21 protein-coding genes are annotated in these 16,383 nt (G+C 67.5%); 11 read left to right on the forward strand and 10 right to left on the reverse strand.

Going from position 1 to position 16,383, the window contains the following annotated elements; genetic code table 11:
* The first annotated feature begins 56 nt into the window (after window positions 1-56).
* Window positions 57-791, forward strand: a complete 735-nt coding sequence (locus G4H71_RS06995; RefSeq protein ID WP_371842129.1) for a crotonase/enoyl-CoA hydratase family protein — start codon at window positions 57-59, stop codon at window positions 789-791.
* A gap of 67 nt (window positions 792-858) precedes the next feature.
* Here the strand turns inward: G4H71_RS06995 and G4H71_RS07000 are convergent, their stop codons facing one another.
* From G4H71_RS07000 to G4H71_RS07010, 3 genes are all read right to left on the reverse strand, one after another.
* Window positions 859-1,422 (reverse strand): septum formation family protein, encoded by a 564-nt coding sequence (locus tag G4H71_RS07000; protein ID WP_072736214.1) that lies wholly within the window; start codon window positions 1,420-1,422, stop codon window positions 859-861.
* Between the two features lie 89 nt (window positions 1,423-1,511).
* Window positions 1,512-2,072: a hypothetical protein gene (locus tag G4H71_RS07005; protein WP_139183128.1), complete on the reverse strand. Its 561-nt coding sequence runs from the start codon at window positions 2,070-2,072 to the stop codon at window positions 1,512-1,514.
* A gap of 234 nt (window positions 2,073-2,306) precedes the next feature.
* Window positions 2,307-3,341 (reverse strand): LLM class F420-dependent oxidoreductase, encoded by a 1,035-nt coding sequence (locus G4H71_RS07010; RefSeq protein ID WP_072736216.1) that lies wholly within the window; start codon window positions 3,339-3,341, stop codon window positions 2,307-2,309.
* 73 nt (window positions 3,342-3,414) lie between these two features.
* Between G4H71_RS07010 and G4H71_RS07015 the strand changes: the two genes are divergently transcribed.
* The 5 genes from G4H71_RS07015 to G4H71_RS07035 are packed head-to-tail and all read left to right on the forward strand — an operon-like array spanning window position 3,415 to window position 7,972.
* Window positions 3,415-4,419: a Zn-ribbon domain-containing OB-fold protein gene (locus G4H71_RS07015; protein ID WP_072736217.1), complete on the forward strand. Its 1,005-nt coding sequence runs from the start codon at window positions 3,415-3,417 to the stop codon at window positions 4,417-4,419.
* 25 nt (window positions 4,420-4,444) lie between these two features.
* Window positions 4,445-5,509: a thiolase family protein gene (locus G4H71_RS07020; RefSeq protein ID WP_072736218.1), complete on the forward strand. Its 1,065-nt coding sequence runs from the start codon at window positions 4,445-4,447 to the stop codon at window positions 5,507-5,509.
* Complete coding sequence (locus tag G4H71_RS07025; protein WP_072736219.1) at window positions 5,509-6,693, forward strand: thiolase family protein; 1,185 nt, start codon at window positions 5,509-5,511, stop codon at window positions 6,691-6,693. The genes G4H71_RS07020 and G4H71_RS07025 overlap by 1 nt, the downstream gene beginning before the upstream one ends.
* Window positions 6,690-7,562, forward strand: a complete 873-nt coding sequence (locus tag G4H71_RS07030; RefSeq protein ID WP_072736220.1) for a TIGR03619 family F420-dependent LLM class oxidoreductase — start codon at window positions 6,690-6,692, stop codon at window positions 7,560-7,562. Before G4H71_RS07025 ends, G4H71_RS07030 begins: the two co-directional genes overlap by 4 nt.
* Complete coding sequence (locus tag G4H71_RS07035; protein WP_072736221.1) at window positions 7,559-7,972, forward strand: nuclear transport factor 2 family protein; 414 nt, start codon at window positions 7,559-7,561, stop codon at window positions 7,970-7,972. The genes G4H71_RS07030 and G4H71_RS07035 overlap by 4 nt, the downstream gene beginning before the upstream one ends.
* Before the next feature lie 42 nt (window positions 7,973-8,014).
* On the opposite strand, the gene G4H71_RS07040 is transcribed toward G4H71_RS07035, so the two are convergent.
* Window positions 8,015-8,503, reverse strand: a complete 489-nt coding sequence (locus G4H71_RS07040; RefSeq protein ID WP_072736222.1) for an acetyltransferase — start codon at window positions 8,501-8,503, stop codon at window positions 8,015-8,017.
* A 190-nt stretch (window positions 8,504-8,693) separates the two neighbouring features.
* Entirely contained in the window at window positions 8,694-9,947 is a 1,254-nt protein-coding gene (locus G4H71_RS07045; protein WP_072736223.1) for a cytochrome P450, read from the reverse strand.
* Between the two features lie 172 nt (window positions 9,948-10,119).
* Between G4H71_RS07045 and G4H71_RS07050 the strand changes: the two genes are divergently transcribed.
* The 5 genes from G4H71_RS07050 to G4H71_RS07070 all read left to right on the forward strand — a co-directional run bounded on the left by G4H71_RS07050 (window position 10,120) and on the right by G4H71_RS07070 (window position 13,651).
* Window positions 10,120-11,283 (forward strand): steroid 3-ketoacyl-CoA thiolase, encoded by a 1,164-nt coding sequence (locus G4H71_RS07050; protein WP_072736224.1) that lies wholly within the window; start codon window positions 10,120-10,122, stop codon window positions 11,281-11,283.
* A gap of 4 nt (window positions 11,284-11,287) precedes the next feature.
* Entirely contained in the window at window positions 11,288-11,812 is a 525-nt protein-coding gene (locus G4H71_RS07055) for a nitroreductase family deazaflavin-dependent oxidoreductase (RefSeq protein ID WP_072736225.1), read from the forward strand.
* 32 nt (window positions 11,813-11,844) lie between these two features.
* Window positions 11,845-12,495, forward strand: coding sequence for a GNAT family N-acetyltransferase (locus G4H71_RS07060; protein ID WP_072736226.1), 651 nt, complete (start codon window positions 11,845-11,847; stop codon window positions 12,493-12,495).
* A 71-nt stretch (window positions 12,496-12,566) separates the two neighbouring features.
* Window positions 12,567-12,992, forward strand: coding sequence for a DNA-binding protein (locus G4H71_RS07065; RefSeq protein ID WP_072736227.1), 426 nt, complete (start codon window positions 12,567-12,569; stop codon window positions 12,990-12,992).
* A 161-nt stretch (window positions 12,993-13,153) separates the two neighbouring features.
* The gene (locus G4H71_RS07070) at window positions 13,154-13,651 is read left to right on the forward strand and encodes a nuclear transport factor 2 family protein (protein WP_072736228.1); all 498 of its coding nucleotides are present in this window, start codon (window positions 13,154-13,156) and stop codon (window positions 13,649-13,651) included.
* On the opposite strand, the gene G4H71_RS07075 is transcribed toward G4H71_RS07070, so the two are convergent.
* The 5 genes from G4H71_RS07075 to G4H71_RS07095 form a co-directional block, all read right to left on the reverse strand.
* Window positions 13,633-14,001: a Rid family hydrolase gene (locus G4H71_RS07075; protein ID WP_072736367.1), complete on the reverse strand. Its 369-nt coding sequence runs from the start codon at window positions 13,999-14,001 to the stop codon at window positions 13,633-13,635. The two genes, G4H71_RS07070 and G4H71_RS07075, sit on opposite strands and share 19 nt — an antisense overlap.
* Window positions 14,002-14,090: 89 nt before the next feature.
* The gene (locus G4H71_RS07080) at window positions 14,091-14,402 is read right to left on the reverse strand and encodes a hypothetical protein (protein ID WP_072736368.1); all 312 of its coding nucleotides are present in this window, start codon (window positions 14,400-14,402) and stop codon (window positions 14,091-14,093) included.
* A 20-nt stretch (window positions 14,403-14,422) separates the two neighbouring features.
* Window positions 14,423-15,511 carry a Rieske 2Fe-2S domain-containing protein gene (locus G4H71_RS07085; protein WP_072736229.1) on the reverse strand — a complete coding sequence of 363 codons (1,089 nt, stop codon included), beginning with the start codon at window positions 15,509-15,511 and terminating at the stop codon, window positions 14,423-14,425.
* Between the two features lies 1 nt (window position 15,512).
* Window positions 15,513-15,731 (reverse strand): recombinase-like helix-turn-helix domain-containing protein, encoded by a 219-nt coding sequence (locus G4H71_RS07090; protein WP_072736230.1) that lies wholly within the window; start codon window positions 15,729-15,731, stop codon window positions 15,513-15,515.
* A complete protein-coding gene (locus tag G4H71_RS07095; protein ID WP_246442491.1) occupies window positions 15,724-16,380 on the reverse strand; it encodes an alpha/beta fold hydrolase in 657 nt (218 codons plus the stop codon). The genes G4H71_RS07090 and G4H71_RS07095 overlap by 8 nt, the downstream gene beginning before the upstream one ends.
* Window positions 16,381-16,383: the final 3 nt, after the last annotated feature.

The following is a 16,383-nucleotide window of genomic DNA, read 5'->3' on the forward strand; positions in this document are numbered from 1 at the left end:
CGTCCGAATTGCCGCATTGCCTCGTTGAGCAGCGCGGACACGTCCTGATCGTCACGATGAACCGGCCGCAGGCACGCAATGCGCTGTCCGGCGAGATGATGGCGATCATGCGGGACGCGTGGGATCGCGTGGACTCGGATCCGGAGATCCGCGTCGCGATCCTCACCGGCGCGGGTGGCGCCTTCTGTGCGGGCGCGGACCTCAAGGCGATGACGGCGCAGCACCCGGGCGATTCGTTCTCCGGTGGCGGCTGGGACCTGTCCAGGATCGAGGCCTTGCTCAAGGGCCGCCGGCTCACGAAGCCCCTGATCGCCGCCGTCGAGGGTCCCGCCATCGCAGGAGGCACCGAGATCCTCCAGGGCACGGACATCCGTGTCGCCGGCGAGAGTGCGAAGTTCGGCGTGTCCGAGGCGAAGTGGGGCCTGTTCCCCCTCGGCGGTTCGGCGGTACGCCTGGTCCGGCAGATCCCCTACACCGTCGCCGCCGACATCCTCCTCACCGGCAGGCACATCCGGGCGGCGGAGGCGAAGGAGATCGGGCTGATCGGCCATGTCGTCCCCGACGGTCAGGCGCTCGACAAGGCGCTCGAACTCGCCGACATCATCGCCGCGAACGGCCCCCTCGCCGTCCAGGCGATCCTGAAGACCATCCGCGACACCGAGGGCCTGCACGAGGAAGAGGCCTTCCAGATCGACGCGAAGCTCGGCACCGAGGTCTTCAAGAGCTCCGACGCCAAGGAGGGTCCGCGCGCATTCGCGGCCAAGAGGACCCCCCACTTCGAAGGCCGCTGACACGATCCACCTGCCTCTGATCTCCCCCGGATGGGGCGGAGAGAGGCAGGTGGGAGGGGAGGTGCGGTCAGCGCGCTGCGCCGCGCAGGCTCCCGGACGTGGGGCCTGCGGGATCGGTGATGAGGCACGACACGATGCGGTCGCCGTCCTCCCAGGAGTCCTCGGTCGGGTACAGGTAGAAGAGATCGAGGGTGGAATCGTCGTACGAGATTCCCACGAACGAGCCGAACGCGTCGGAGCACTCGACCGACGCCTCGTCCACCGTCTCGTCCTCGCCCGGGAAGACGCTGCCGGACATGGTGTGCTCGGCGTAGACCTCGAAAGTGTGCGGTTCGCTGCACGGGACGGTCTGCTGACCGCCCTGCACGGTCACCGATTCGTCGCCCAGCCCGAGATCGTCGACCAGGCAGGTTCCCACCTTCAGGTCGAAGACGTCGACCTCCTCGGGTTCCACCGTCGTGGACGTCGGCCGGGCGCCCGTCGTGGTGTCGGGCGTGGCGAAGACTCCGCCCGAATCCGACGCCACCGCCGTGCCGTCCACCGACGTCGAACACGCGGTCAACGCCATCGCGCCGCCGACGGCGACAGCGGCGGCGCCTGCACGAATCAGAGTCGCCCTATGGGTAGCCATCTCGTTCCCTCCCGAAGCCCTTCGGCCACGGGGCGTGACCCGGAGGGGACGGTAACAAACCCCGCCGGATACCCGCCAACCGAGCGTCCTCAGCTGATCCCGAGCAGGTCGTGCAGGTGGAACAGAGACGATCCCGACGATCCCGAGGACCCGGACGACCCCGATTCCTGGCATCCGGGCACCTCGATCGCCCGCCATTCCGGATGGCGGTCATTGGCGTCGGGGCCGAGGATCATCCGATACTCGACGTAGTAGGTCTCACTCGGCGGCTTCGGCGGGTAGCCGCGGGCAATCAGATCTTCGGTCCGCTCGCTGCGGAAGCTCTCGAGATCGAAGCGATAGCCCACCACACCGGGCTGGAAGACCGGCGTGCCCGGGGCCACCTCGGAACGCACGGTCGTGTGGCCGATGGGCCCACTGCCGAAGTCGGGCCCGGTGAGGGGTTCGCCGTCGACGCGGAAGTCGACCGTGTAGGTGACGGCGTTGGTGCGGTTGTCGATACCGAACGTCACCTCGCACGGCGCGTCCGTGCGTGCGTCGATATCGGTGGCGGGCCGGGCCTGGGCCAGCGCAGGGGCCGCGACGATCACAGCAGCGGCAAGAGCAACGGGCACGGTGACGGCTGCCCGGGCGGTGGATCTGGTGCGCATGGGAGGACTCCTGGGGATTGCCCCGACGGAAAACACGAACACCCACATCGAACCATCGGCACGGCACGCCCGTCGCCGATTCGGCAGAGCGGTCACGAACGGACACGACCAGACACATACGGACACGCGAACGCTCAGGGCACCATGTTCGCCATCCGCTCAGGGCACCATGTTCGCCATCCGCTCAGGGCACGATATTCGCCATCCGCTCAGGGCACGATATTCGCCATCCGCTCAGCGCACGATGTCCACGATCTGCCGAACCTGGTCGGCATCGTGGCAGTTCACCAACAGCATCGTGACCCCGGCGTCCTCCCAGCGGCGGACGCCGGCACGGACCTCGTCGGCATCGCCGATGATCATCGTCTCGGTGACCATCTCGTCCGGTACGACCGCGGCGGCCTCGTCCTTGCGTCCGTCCCGGAACAATCTGCCGATCTCCTCGACCTCGCGCTCGTAGCCCATGCGCGAATACACCTGCGCGTGGAAATTGAGTTCGGGAGCGCCCATCCCGCCGACGTACAGCGCGGTCACCGGCTTGAGCGCGGCGACGGCGGCAGCCGTGTCGTCGGTGACGATCACCTGACAGGTCGCCGCGATCTCGAAGTCGTCCCGGCTGCGCCGGGCGCCCGCGCGAGCGAAGCCCTCGTCGAGCCACTTGTCGTACAGCGGTGCCAGCCTCGGCGAGTAGTAGATCGCGAGCCAGCCGTCGGCGATCTCGGCGGTCATGGCGACGTTCTTCGGCCCCTCGGCCCCGAGCCAGATCGGGATGTCCGCCCGCAACGGATGTGTGATGGGCTTGAGAGGCTTGCCCAGGCCGGTACTCCCCGGCCCGTCGTAGGGAAGCGGATAGTGCGGACCGGGATTCACGACGGGCGCCTCACGGGCGAGCACCTGACGGACGATCGACACGTATTCGCGGGTACGCGCGAGCGGCTTCGCGAACGGCTGCCCGTACCAGCCCTCCACGACCTGCGGTCCGGACACGCCCAGCCCGAGTATCGCGCGGCCACCACTGAGGTGGTCCAGCGTCAGTGCGTGCATCGCGCAACTCGTCGGTGTCCGCGCGGACAACTGTGCCACCGACGTCCCCAGCCGCACCCGCTCGGTGCCGGACCCCCACCAGGCGAGCGGAGTGAACGCATCCGATCCCCAGGACTCCGCCGCGAAGACGGCATCGAATCCGGCGGCCTCGGCGGCATCGACCAACTCTTGCGCACGCGTGGGGGGCTGCGCCCCCCAATAGCCCAACTGCAACCCGATCTTCATGCTCTTCCTCCGCATCCACTGTAGTCAGCGGTGACCCTTGCCACACTCACTAGAACCTGTTCTACTCGAAGTTGTGACCCTGGGAAAGAGTGAGCTCGAGGAGAGCCGGAGTGCACTGCCGAATCTGAGTGCACCATTGAACCTACGATTCGACTACACCCGTTCGCTCGGCCCGACGATCGGCGCATTCGTCACCGGACTGCGCGACGGCACCGTTCTGGGCGCGCGCGGATCGGACGGACGCGTCTACGCACCGCCACCGGAGTACGACCCGGACACGGCCGAACCGATCACCGAGTTCGTCGCCGTCGGCAACGCCGGAACCGTGGTCAGTTGGTCCTGGGTGGAGGAACCGCTCGACAACCAACCACTGCGACGACCGTTCGCCTGGGCGCTGATCCGGCTCGACGGCGCGGACACCGCTCTGCTGCACGCCGTCGATGCCGGCAGCAGCGACGCGATGCACACCGGCATGCGGGTGCACGCACGGTGGGCGGACGAGCGCGGACACGGCCTCCGCGACATCACCTGCTTCGCACCCGGAGAATCCGGCGACGATCCAGCGGGCGCAGCCGAGTCCCTCGCTCTCGACGACGACCCGATCACCATGCTGACCACGCCGGTGGACCTGCACTACATGCACTCGGCCTCCGCAGAGGAGAGCTACTACCTGCGCGGGCTGAAGGAAGGGCGCCTCATCGGAGGCCGCACGGGACCGGGCGAGAAGGTCTACATCCCGCCCCGCGGCGCCAACCCGACCGACGGCATCCCCACCCGCGAACAGGTCGAGTTGCCGGACCGCGGCATCGTGACCACGTTCTGCATCGTCAACGTCCCCTTCCTCGGCCAACGCATCAAGCCCCCGTACGTCGCCGCGTACATCCTCCTCGACGGCGCGGACATTCCGTTCCTGCACCTGATCCAGGAGTGCGAGGCATCCGACGTCCGGATGGGCATGCGGGTGGAGGCGAAGTGGAAACCCCGCGAGGAATGGGGCTACACACTCGAGAACATCGAGTACTTCCGCCCCACCGGCGAACCCGACGCCGAGTACGAGACCTTCGAGAACCACCTCTGAAATCCCCTCACACTAAGGGCAATTCATGACCGATATCGCAGTCGTCGGCTTCGCGCACGCTCCGCACGTGCGGGAGACGACGGGCACCACCAACGGCGTCGAGATGCTCGTTCCGTGCTTTCGCCAGCTCTACGACGACCTCGGCATCACCAAGTCCGACATCGGATTCTGGTGCTCGGGTTCGTCCGACTATCTCGCCGGCCGGGCGTTCTCCTTCATCTCGGCGGTCGACGCCATCGGCGCAGTTCCCCCGATCAACGAATCGCACGTCGAGATGGACGCGGCCTGGGCGTTCTACGAGGCGTGGATCAAGATCCTCACCGGCGAGGTGGACACCGCACTGGTGTACGGCTTCGGCAAGTCCTCCGCGGGCACTCTGCGTCAGATCCTGTCTCTCCAGCTCGACCCCTACCTGGTCACTCCGCTCGGGGTGGATTCCGTCTCGCTCGCCGGAATCCAGGCCCGGCTGGGCCTCGACTCGGGGAAGTGGACGGCGCGGGAGATGGCCGAGGTCGCCGCGCGGAGCCTCTCCGCAGCCCTGGACAACCCGCTCTCCCAGGTATCCGGACAGTTCGACGTGGACGAGCTCCTCGACAGCCCGTACGTCGCAGACCCGCTGCGGCGGCACGACATCGCACCGGTCACCGACGGTGCGGCGGCGATCGTCCTGGCCGCAGGTGACCGCGCACGGGAGTTGTGCGAGCGGCCTGCCTGGATCTCCGGAATCGACCACCGCATCGATTCGCCCGACATCGGCGCACGGGATCTCACCGTCTCACCGTCCACCGCGAAAGCCGCACAGGTCGTCACCGGCGGCGATCTCGCCGGGATCGACGTCGCCGAACTCCACTCCCCGTTCACCCACCAGGAACTCATCCTCCGGGAGGCAATCGGACTCCCCGAGACCACCTCGATCAATCCGTCGGGCGGACCGCTGACCGGGAATCCGATGTTCTCGGGCGGACTCGAACGCATCGGTTACGCCGCGCGTGCGGTCATGAACGGCACCGCCGAGCGTTCCCTCGCCCACGCGACGAGTGGAGCAGTGCTGCAACAGAATCTGGTAGCCGTATTGGAAGGACGCAACTGATGGCCGGTAAGCGACCCGCGGCCGTGCTCGGCACCGGCCAGACCCACTACGTGGCCAAACGCCACGACGTCTCGATGGCAGGTCTCGTCCGTGAGGCCGTCGATGCCGCCATGGCTGACGCACGCGTCGGTTGGGACGACATCGACGCCGTCGTCGTCGGCAAGGCACCCGACCTCTTCGAGGGCTCGATGATGCCGGAGCTGGCCATGTCCGACGCGCTCGGTGCGAACGGAAAACCGTTGCTGCGCGTCCACACTGCGGGCTCCGTCGGCGGTTCCACCGCGGTCGTCGCCTCGAGCCTGGTGAGTTCCGGCGTTCACCGCCGCGTGCTCACGGTGGCCTGGGAGAAGCAATCCGAGTCCAACGCGATGTGGGCGCTGTCCACTCCGGTTCCGTTCCACATGCCCGTGGGAGCGGGGGCAGGCGGCTATTTCGCGCCCCACGTCCGGTCCTACATCCGCCGCTCCGGCGCACCCGAGCACATCGGCTACCTCGTTGCGGTGAAGGACCGCCTCAACGGCTCGATCAACCCGTACGCCCATCTCCGGCAACCGGATATCACGTTCGAATCGGTGCAGGCGTCGCAGATGCTCTGGGATCCGATCCGCTACGACGAGACCTGCCCGTCCTCGGACGGTGCGTGCGCGATGGTGATCGGCGACGAGGAAGCCGCGGCGCGAGTCGAGGCGGACGGACGCAAGGTGGCCTGGGTCCACGCAACGGCGATGCGCACCGAGCCCACCACGTATGCCGGACGCGACCAGGTCAATCCGCAGGCGGGTCGCGACGCAGCGACCGCGCTGTGGCGAGCGGCAGGTATCACCGATCCGTTCGAGGAGATCGACGCCGCCGAGATCTACGTCCCGTTCTCGTGGTTCGAACCGATGTGGCTCGAGAACCTCGGCTTCGCCGCCGAGGGCGAGGGCTGGAAGCTCACGGAGAAGGGCGAGACCGCGCGTGACGGCCGCCTGCCGGTGAACGCCTCCGGTGGCGTGCTGTCGTCCAACCCGATCGGCGCATCCGGGATGATCCGCTTCGCCGAGGCCGCCATGCAGGTGATGGACCGCGCGGGCGACCACCAGATCCCGGATGCCCGAAAGGCACTCGGACACGCCTACGGTGGTGGCTCCCAGTACTTCTCGATGTGGGTGGTCGGAGCCGATCGTCCGGGGGTGACGTCGTGAAGTTCACCGTGGGTGTCGCGATGACACCGCTCGATCAACTGGCGCCGCTGGCCCGGACGGCCGAGGAGGTCGGGTTCTCCTCGATCGCGCTGCCCGACTCGCTGTTCTTCATGGAGACCCAGGCCGCGGACTATCCGTACACCCCGGACGGGTCGCGCATGTGGAATGCGGACACGCCCTGGGTGGACCCGCTGATCGCCGCCGCGGCGATGGGGGCGGTGACCACCGAGATCGAGTTCTACACGCAGGTACTCAAACTCGGATCCCGCAATCCCGTGCTGCTGGCCCGGCAGGTGGGGTCCGTCGCCAACCTCACCGGTGATCGTTTCGGTTTCGGGGTGGGAATCGGGTGGGCACCCGAGGAGTTCGAATGGTGCGGTGCACCGTACGCCCGCCGCGGGGCGCGTGTGGACGAGATGATCGAGGTCCTCAAGCTCATCCTCGGCGGCGGAATGGTCGAGTACCACGGGGAGTTCTTCGATTTCGATCGCCTCCAGATGAGCCCGGCGCCGAGCCGGCCGGTCCCCTTCTACATCGGCGGCCACACCGAGGTCGCGCTGCGGCGCGCCGCACGAGTCGGCGACGGCTGGACGTCGGCGATGATCAAGTTCGACGACCTGGTCTCCGTCATCGCCCGGTTGAAGGAGCTTCGCGAGCAGTACGGTCGGGCCGATCTGCCCTACGAGATCCAGACCGTGTGCATCGATCGATTCGGCAAGGACGGATACGCCGAGCTCGCCGATGCCGGGGTCACCGACACGATCGTGGTCCCGTGGATCTTCGACGGCCTCGGCTTCGACAGCCCGCTGGAGGCGAAGCAGGATTCGCTGCGCAAGTTCGCCGACACCTACCTCGGGGCGCCGTCGTGACGACCACCGATCATCCGGCGCGGGTGGCGGGTGCGGCGTCCCGAGCGGCCGCGAGCGCCAGGGACAAGGCGGCCTGGCTGGCGCTGTTCGCCGAGAACGCGTGTGTCGAGGACCCGGTGGGCCCCTCCGTCTTCGATCCGGACGGCAAGGGGCACCACGGGCTCGACGCGATCAGCCGCTTCTACGACATGACGATCGCGAACACCGAATCGCTCGAGTTCCTCGTCACCGATTCCCTGGTGTGCGGAAACGAGAACGTCAACATCGGCACGATCCGCTCGACCGTCGCCGGCAGCACCATCGATGCCGAGGGCGTGTTCGTCTATCGGGTCGACGAGGACGGCAAGATCGTGTCGCTGCGGGCATTCTGGGAGTTCGAGCGTGCCATGAAGACGGTACGCAAGGCCTGACGGTTCCCCTGCGGATCTTCGACGAACCGCGGATCGACCTGCTCAGGTAGGTCGCCGAGAGGGCGTGTCGCCCGATGAGAGACGTCTGCCCAGGTGAAGAACCGGGAACGGACGCCCGTCTCCGTCGGTCGCCGATCGACCCAGAACGACGAACCCGTGATGCCGGTAGAAGCCGACGGCCTGCGGGTTCTGCTCGTTGACGTCCAGACGCAGATCGGGATGGTTCTCGATCGCACACGACAGAAGCGCGGAACCGACGCCCTTCCCGCGGCAGCCGCTGTCGACGAACAGCATCTCGAGTGAGTGACCCGCGAGCCCGGAGAATCCCACCGGCGTCTCCCCTATCTCCGCGACCGTCACTGCGACGGCGGGGAGATAGTCGCCGAGCATCCGCGACTCGTAGAAGTCGACGTCCTCCGGAGTGAGGAAGTCGTGGGTTGCCTCGACGGCGCTCTGCCAGATGCGCACGAGCGCCGGCCACTCCGCCTCACCGTCACACGGGCGGAGAACGAGTCCCTCGGATGCGCTCATGGAGACATACCCAAGACGGTGGAAGGCGAGTCGTCAACCGGTTTTCGGCCCGGAGTCGACGCCGGCGGCGTTCGGATCATCCGGCGCGCGACAGCATGCAGAACTCCCGAGGGGACGACGACAAACGGCGGCGGCGTCAGGGGATGAGGGAACCCTGACGCCGCCGCCGCGTCCTGTCGGTGGTTGCTCGCTAATGATCGACCGGGCAGCCACCCTTGGTACCGTAATTCACCGGGAACTCCTTGATTCCGTTGAGCCACCCGGAACGGAGCCGACGGGGATCGCCGAGGCCGCTGATGTCCGGAAGATGATCCGCGATCGCGTTGAAGATCAGATCGATCTCCAGCCGTGCCAGGTTGGCGCCGAGGCAGTAGTGCGCACCGGTGCCGCCGAACCCGACGTGCGGGTTCGGGTCCCGCATGATGTCGAATTTCTCGGGATTCTCGAAGGCCTCCTCGTCGAAATTCGCGGAGCCGTAGAGCATCACCACTCGCTGGCCCTTCTTGATCTGTACCCCGTTCAGGTCCGTGTCCTCGAGCGCGGTGCGCTGGAAGGAGTTGACCGGAGTCGCCCATCGCACGATCTCGTCCGCGGCCGTCTTGGGCCGCTCCTTCTTGTAGAGCTCCCACTGATCGGGATTGTCGAGGAATGCGATCATCCCGTGCGTGATGGCGTTGCGGGTGGTCTCGTTGCCCGCGACGGCGAGCAGGATCACGAAGAATCCGAACTCCTCGGGAGCGAGCTCGTTGCCGTCGATGTCCGCCTCGATGAGCGTGGTGACGATGTCGTCGGCCGGGCACTTCTTGCGCTCGTCGGCCATCGCATAGGCATACCCGAGGATCTCCATCGAGGCGGCCTGCGGATCGATGTCCAGCTCCGGATCGTCGTAGCCGGTCATCTGGTTCGACCAGTCGAACACCTTGAGCCGGTCCTCCTGGGGCACGCCCAGCAATTCCGCAATCGCCTGCAGCGGAAGCTCACAGGCCACCTGGGTCACGAAATCGCCCGCGCCGCTCTCGGCGGCGGCAGCGACGATCCGCTCCGCGCGCTCGGTGAGTTCCTCGCGCAGGCTGTTGATCGCCCGCGGCGTGAAACCCCGGGACACCAGCTTGCGGAGCTTGGTGTGCTCGGGTGCGTCCTTGTTGATCAGGATCGCGCGCTGCATTTCGATGTTCTCGCGGGGGATGTCGTCGGCGAAGCGGACGATCGCGGTGTTCTCGAAGGTCGAGAAGACGTCGCTGCGCCGGGACACCTCCTTGACGTCCTCGAGCTTGCTGACGACCCAGAACCCGTCGTCGTGGAATCCGCCGACCTCGGGGGGCTGCGGGCACCACCAGATCGGGGCAGACTTCCGCAGTTCGGCGAACTCCCCGTACGGGATCCGTTCGGCATAGATGTCGGGATCGGTGGGATCGAACCCCTGCAAAGTGTCGGGCTGTGCCACTGACTGTCTCCTGCCCTCTGCTACACCACTCAGTTGTGTGGAAAGCTGATGTGGAACACGTTCTAATTACATTGAATCACAGGGCGGGCCACGAGCAAAGGAAACGTTCCAGCCCCTTGGCGCAACCAAAGAACTTGTTCTACTTTCAGAGGTAACGAGGAAAGGAGCCCGCGTGGGCACACCGGTAATAGTCGAGGCGGTACGCACCCCCATCGGCAAGCGACGCGGATGGTTGTCCGGACTGCATGCGGCGGAGATCCTGGGGGCGGCACAGTCCGGTCTCCTGGAACGGGCCGGGATCGACCCCGCGCTCGTCGAGCAGGTGATCGGCGGCTGCGTGACCCAGGCCGGCGCGCAGTCGAACAACGTCACCCGGACGGCCTGGTTGCATGCCGGACTCCCCTGGCAGACCGGCGCCACCACGATCGACTGCCAGTGCGGTTCCGCACAGCAGGCCAATCACCTGATCGCCGGACTGATCGCCACCGACACGATCGACGTCGGTATCGCGTGCGGCGTGGAGGCGATGAGCCAGGTACCGCTCGGAGCCAACGTCGGCGAGGCCGCCGGGCCGCGTCGACCGGAGTCCTGGGACATCGACATGCCCAACCAGTTCGAGGCGGCCGAACGGATCGCACGACGGCGCGGGCTCACCCGCGCGGACGTCGAGGATCTCGGGGTGCGCTCGCAGGCTCGCGCCAAACAGGCATGGGACGAAGGCCGGTTCGACCGCGAGGTACTGGCGGTGTCGGCCCCGGTCGTGGACAAGGAGGGCGTGCCGAGCGGCGAGACCCGGGTGGTGCGCCGTGACCAGGGGCTACGCGACACCACCGCCGAATCGCTCGCCTCGCTGAAGCCGGTACTCGACGGCGGGATCCACACCGCCGGGACGTCCTCGCAGATCTCCGACGGCGCGGCTGCCGTGCTGATCATGGACGAGGAGAAGGCGAAGGCGCTCGGGCTGAAGCCCCGCGCGCGCATTCTCGCGCAGGCCCTCGTCGGAGCCGAGCCCGAGTTCCATCTGGACGGACCCGTCCAGGCGACCTCCCGAGTCCTCGAGAAGTCCGGAATGAAGATCGGGGACCTGGATCTGTTCGAGGTCAACGAGGCATTCGCGTCGGTCCTGCTGTCCTGGGCGTCGGTCCATCGGCCGGACATGGATCGGGTGAACGTCAACGGCGGGGCCCTCGCGTTGGGGCACCCGGTGGGCAGCACCGGTTCACGCCTGATCACCACGGCGCTGCACGAACTCGAACGTACCGACGGCTCCACCGCACTCGTCACCATGTGCGCGGGTGGCGCCCTTGCCACGGGGACCATCCTCGAGCGAGTCTGAGGTCATGGGCGACGAGCGGGACACGGCCGAGGAGCACGCTCGACGCAAGGCGCCGCCCGGCCTCGGGTCGCCGCTCGTCGACCGGATCATGAAGTGGTTCTCCGGTGGAAACGTCCGGGCGTACCGGATGACGGGCGGGCGACTCGGCGGGAAGTGGCGCGTGGGGAGCGCCTTCCCTCGCGGGCTTCCCGTCTGCCTGCTCACCACCACGGGCCGCAAGACGAAGCAGCCGCGGGTGACGCCGCTGTTGTTCCTCGAGAACGGCGCCGACATCGTGGTGGTGGCGTCCAAGGGTGGTGCACCGAAGCACCCGCTCTGGTTCCTCAACCTCCTCGCGGACCCGGACGTGACGGTGCAGGTCGGCAGGCGGGTCGAGGCTCGGCGCGCGCGGGTCGCCGACTCGGACGAACGAGCGGAGCTCTGGCCGCGCCTGGTCGAGATGTACTCGGACTTCGCGGACTACCAGTCGTGGACCGACCGGGACATTCCGGTTGTGGTCTGCTCCCCCGCGCCCGAGAATCGACAGTGAAGCGAAATCGGCACCGAGAAAAAGGGGTTCCCATGGCCACGTCATCGGTTCAGGATCAGATCCACGACCGGCGCGAACTCACCGCGGCGCTGGTACGCGCCCTCGAACGGCGCCACGAGGTCCTCGATGCCGTGGTCGACAGCGAGGACCACGCCGCCGCGGTCAGCGCGGTCGCGGGTCTGCTCGATGCGTCGGAAGCACACGCCGAGGCGGTGCTGAATCTGACCTTCCGCAGGCTGACCAAGAGCGAACGGCGACGCACCCAGTCCGAGCTCGAGGATCTCGATGCCACGCTGGAATGGACGGCGATCGACCGACCGGCGAGCACGGGCACCACGTTCCGGCTGCGCGACTTCACGGAATCCGACGCCGAGTTGTTCCGGCGTCGGTGCGGCGAACAGTACCCCGACTGGGCGGGCGACCGGATCGAGAAGGAGCGCGCCGAGGGCGTCGAGCGAATCGAGGACGAGTCGGCGGCGTGGTTCGTCGCCGAGGACACCGAGTCGGGCGACACCGTCGGGCTCGTCTTCGGCGAGCTCTCCGGCCGCGAGGTGGACGTCGCGATCTGGATCGCCCCGGAGATGCGCAAGCGCGGCTACGGCACCGCAGCCGTCAAGCACAGCCGTCGCCAGTTGGCTGCCGAGTTCCCCGGAACGGTGCTGGTGGTGCGCGCACCGGCGTGAGCCCGACAGGGCGAGCAACCATTCTTCAACAAACTGTTGACAACGATTCGTTGAAGAGTCATGGTGGAGTCATGTCCGAACACGAACTCCCCGACCAGGGCCCACCCGCCGAGAGCTCCGGGGATCGCGCGCGGCGCGAGTACTCCGGCCTCTTCCGTATCGCCGAACGCCACGCCGACACCCCTGAGCGCCGCGCCCGAGCCTCGCACCCCGCGATGCTCGGGCCCGCGGAGGCCGTCCGGATCGTGGCCGGCCTGTGCGCCGGTTCGCTGACGCTCGACGCCGATGAACCGGAAGTCGACGACGAGGACGTCACCGCCGCCCTGGCGTTGTTGCCCAAGGCCCGCGCGGAGACGGACCAGCTCGAGGCGGTCTTCCTCGAGGCCGCGCGCACCCGCGGAATGACGTGGCAGAGCATCGGTGTCGCACTCGGGCTCGGCAGCGCCCAAGCCGCTAAACAACGGCACGACCGTCTCGTGAGGCGAGCAGGGCCCTAGTGCGACTCTCGACATCGCCACCGGCCGGTTCGGCTCCTGGCGGAGAATCACCACTTCTTGTCCGACTTCGACCTGGTCGCAGGTCCTGAACGGCCCCTAACCTCCACAGCAGGAGCACATCCGAGCCGATTCGGGGTGCCAGGAGAAGGGAACTCACCGGGATGCCGACACGATCGAGGCACAACCGACCGGCGGTCACCGCACTGCTCGCCCTGTCGCTGACGGGCGTCCTGGCGGCGTGCGCCTCGAACGACGAGGAACCGGGCCCGTCGAACGTCGGCGCCGCGACATCGGAAGCCAACCGAGAACTGGTCATCGACTTCTACGACAGGTTCTTCAACGAACACGACACCTCGGCGGCATCGGTGATCACCGACGACTACACGCAGCACAACCCGAATGTGCCGGACGGCAAGGAGCCTTTCGTCGGCTACTTCACCGAGTACTTCGCGGACAACCCCGAATCCCGCAACCGCATCGTGCGGAGTGCCGTCGACGGCGATCTCGTGTACCTGCACGTGCACTCGACCGACGGTTCGAACGATCGAGGTTCCGCCGTCGTCGACATCTTCCGCGTGCACGACGAGAGGATCGTCGAACACTGGGACGTCATACAGGAGGTTCCGGAGACGGCGGCCAATCAGAACGGGATGTTCTGACCGGCCGCTCGAACGCCGTGGGCGACGCCCTGCGCCTCGATCTCCACGGTCAGCCCGGGATCGACCAAGCCGGACACCTCCACCAGGGTCGAGCAGGGCGCCGCGCCGGTGAACACCTCGGAACGCGCCCTGCCGACGGCGGCCTTGTCGGCGATATCGGTGAGATAGATCCGCAGCACGACGATGTCGGCGACCGTCGCCCCGCACGCCTCGGTGAGGACCCTCACGCGGCGAAATGCCTCGACCGCCTGACGATACGGGTCGGCTCCGCCGACGATGCCGTCCGGGCCACCCGCGTGCATCCCGGAGAGGAAGAACTGGTCGCCGACCACCCTGGCGTTGCTGAACACGGCCGCACCACTGCGGCTTCCGACTCGAGGCGGCTCCGGCACGGACGGTGCGGACACCACGGCGCGCACCGTCCGTGCCGTCTCGCCGGTCACGCCGTCGCCCGACGCTCGTCGGACTCGCGGGTGAGGCGCTCGCGCACCGGCAGGAAGTCGTACGTCGGGTAGAAGTCGGTGCCGAAGACGCCCCAGGCTCGACGCTCGAGTTCGACATTGACGGCGTTCAACTTCGAAGCAGGTAGCCGCAGGGTCACGATCTGTCCGATGCCCATCGCCACCACCCACGAGACGACCTCACAGCCCTCCGGCGGAAAACCGTGCCACCAGTCGGCACCGTCGAGCCTGTCCTGCAACTGTTCCAGGTTCTGTGTCTGGTCGTGCCGGAGGAACACGGTGAGCAGCATCGTGTCCGGGTCCGGCTCGCTCACACGAGTTCCCCCGCCAGGATCGCCGCCTGCCGCTTGGCGTCGGCGCGGTAGATGCGGCGGATCCGGGACACGCCCAGGTCGTGCTGGTACAGGTGTTCCTCGGCATCGGCGTCGGCAGCGAGCGCCTCGAGCACCTCGCGGTCCTGTTCGAGGACCTCCCAGTGACGAGCCTCGAGCCGGGTGCGATACAGGAACCGCCACACCTCGCGCTCCCATCCCTGGACGCGACGAGTACGCCAGTGGAAGATCGCCGAGTTGTCCGCATCGATGGGCGTCGACATGCCGACGATGCCGAACACGCCTCCCGGACCGGCATTCTCGGCGTAGGGGATCTCGAGGTCCACGTAGTCCATCGAGCCCCGTACGTACTCGACCCAGTCGAAGTTCACCCCGCGCTGGTCCGTCTTCTCGAAGAAGAATCCCCGATCGGTCTCGCGGATGCGGAACCGGGCAGAGGTATCGCCACCGAACATCGAATGCGAATCACGGTGCAGGAACGCGCCGTGCATCGGATCGAGCACGTTGTCCATGTAGAAGCGCCAGGGTCCCGCCCACTCCGCGAAGTTGGGGAACCAGGACACCTCCGGATCGGCCAGACGGTCCGGAAGCACGAAGGGCGTCGGCTCGGAATCCGCGGTGAGCGGCACGAAGGCGAAGATGATGTCGGCTGCCTCGACGACCTTCAGCGACACCGTCGCCTGCTTGCCCTCGAGGGCACACCCGGGCATGCCGGGCACCGAGACGACCGTGCCGGTGCCGTCGACCTGCACACCGTGATACTTGCAGGCGAGCCGGTCACCGAGATGCTGGCCCACGGACAGCGGCGCGCTGCGATGGGGGCACCGGTCCTCGAGCATGTGCAGCACGCCCTGGGCATCGCGGAACAGGACCCAGTCGATGTTCAGGCGGGTGACCTTCTTCGACTCCCCGGCCACGACCATGTGCGAGGGGAGGATCGGGTACCAGCGGTCCCGGAGGCCGGTTGCGGCGATGTCCTCGGCGGTGAGGTCCCGGCGGACGCCGACCGCTCGTTTGCGGGGGCCACCGGTGGCTGCCGGGGCAGGGGGCTTCGTTGCGGTGGTCATCTCAGTCTCCCAGTCGTCGCATCTCGGCGCGAAAATTGTCCTCGGTCCATCCGCCGCCGTCGGGGGCGTGCAGACCGAGCTCGTTGAGTCCGTCGATCAGGCCGGGAAGATCGTGCACCCCGCGGCCGAACACCTCCATGATCGAACCTGAGAGCTTCGACTCGTACGGGGTCATCGGTAGCGGATGTGTCTGGTGGGCTTCCAGATACTGGTCAGACATGCACTTCCTCCTGTCGGTGCGCGCCGAGGGCACCGAGGCCCTCGGCGATGATCGTGAACGAGGTGACCCATTCGTCGAACGAGGCCCCACGCTCCCGGTGAGCGGGTACCGCGGCTCCGTCGATGACGACGAACACGCCGTTGTCGATGCCGCCCGCGAGAGCCTGGGCCGCGGACGACACGGACTCCCTGCCTCCGTCGGGCTCTGCCGAACTCGCCCTGCCTCCGTCGGGCTCTGCCGAACTCGCCCTGCCTCCGTCGGGCTGTGACGCGATGACCAGCGTCGGGGTCGTCACCCGACCCAGCAGATCCCGCTCCGTGGAAGGGGATTCGTCTGCGGGGTCGCCGAGCAGCAGGCTGACGACCAGCTCCGGGTGCCGGACTGCGAGGACGACGGCGCCGTGCGCCGCGATCCCGGTGGCGAGCACGTGCACGGGTTCTCCGACCGCCTCGATCTCGCGAGCCGACCAGGACACCCACTCGTCGAGTGTTTCTCCGCTCAGGGCGACGTGCGGCTCGATCACCCGGGCGTCCAGGTGATCGACCTGTGCGGCGAACCAGTCCGCCGCACCACTGCGGTCGTGCAGGCACACGATCGGTCGGCACCCGGCGTCGCGCGGCTGTGACTGTGACTGTTCGGTGTCGCGCACTGG

The organism is Rhodococcus triatomae, assembly GCF_014217785.1.
Lineage (GTDB): Bacteria > Actinomycetota > Actinomycetes > Mycobacteriales > Mycobacteriaceae > Rhodococcus_F > Rhodococcus_F triatomae.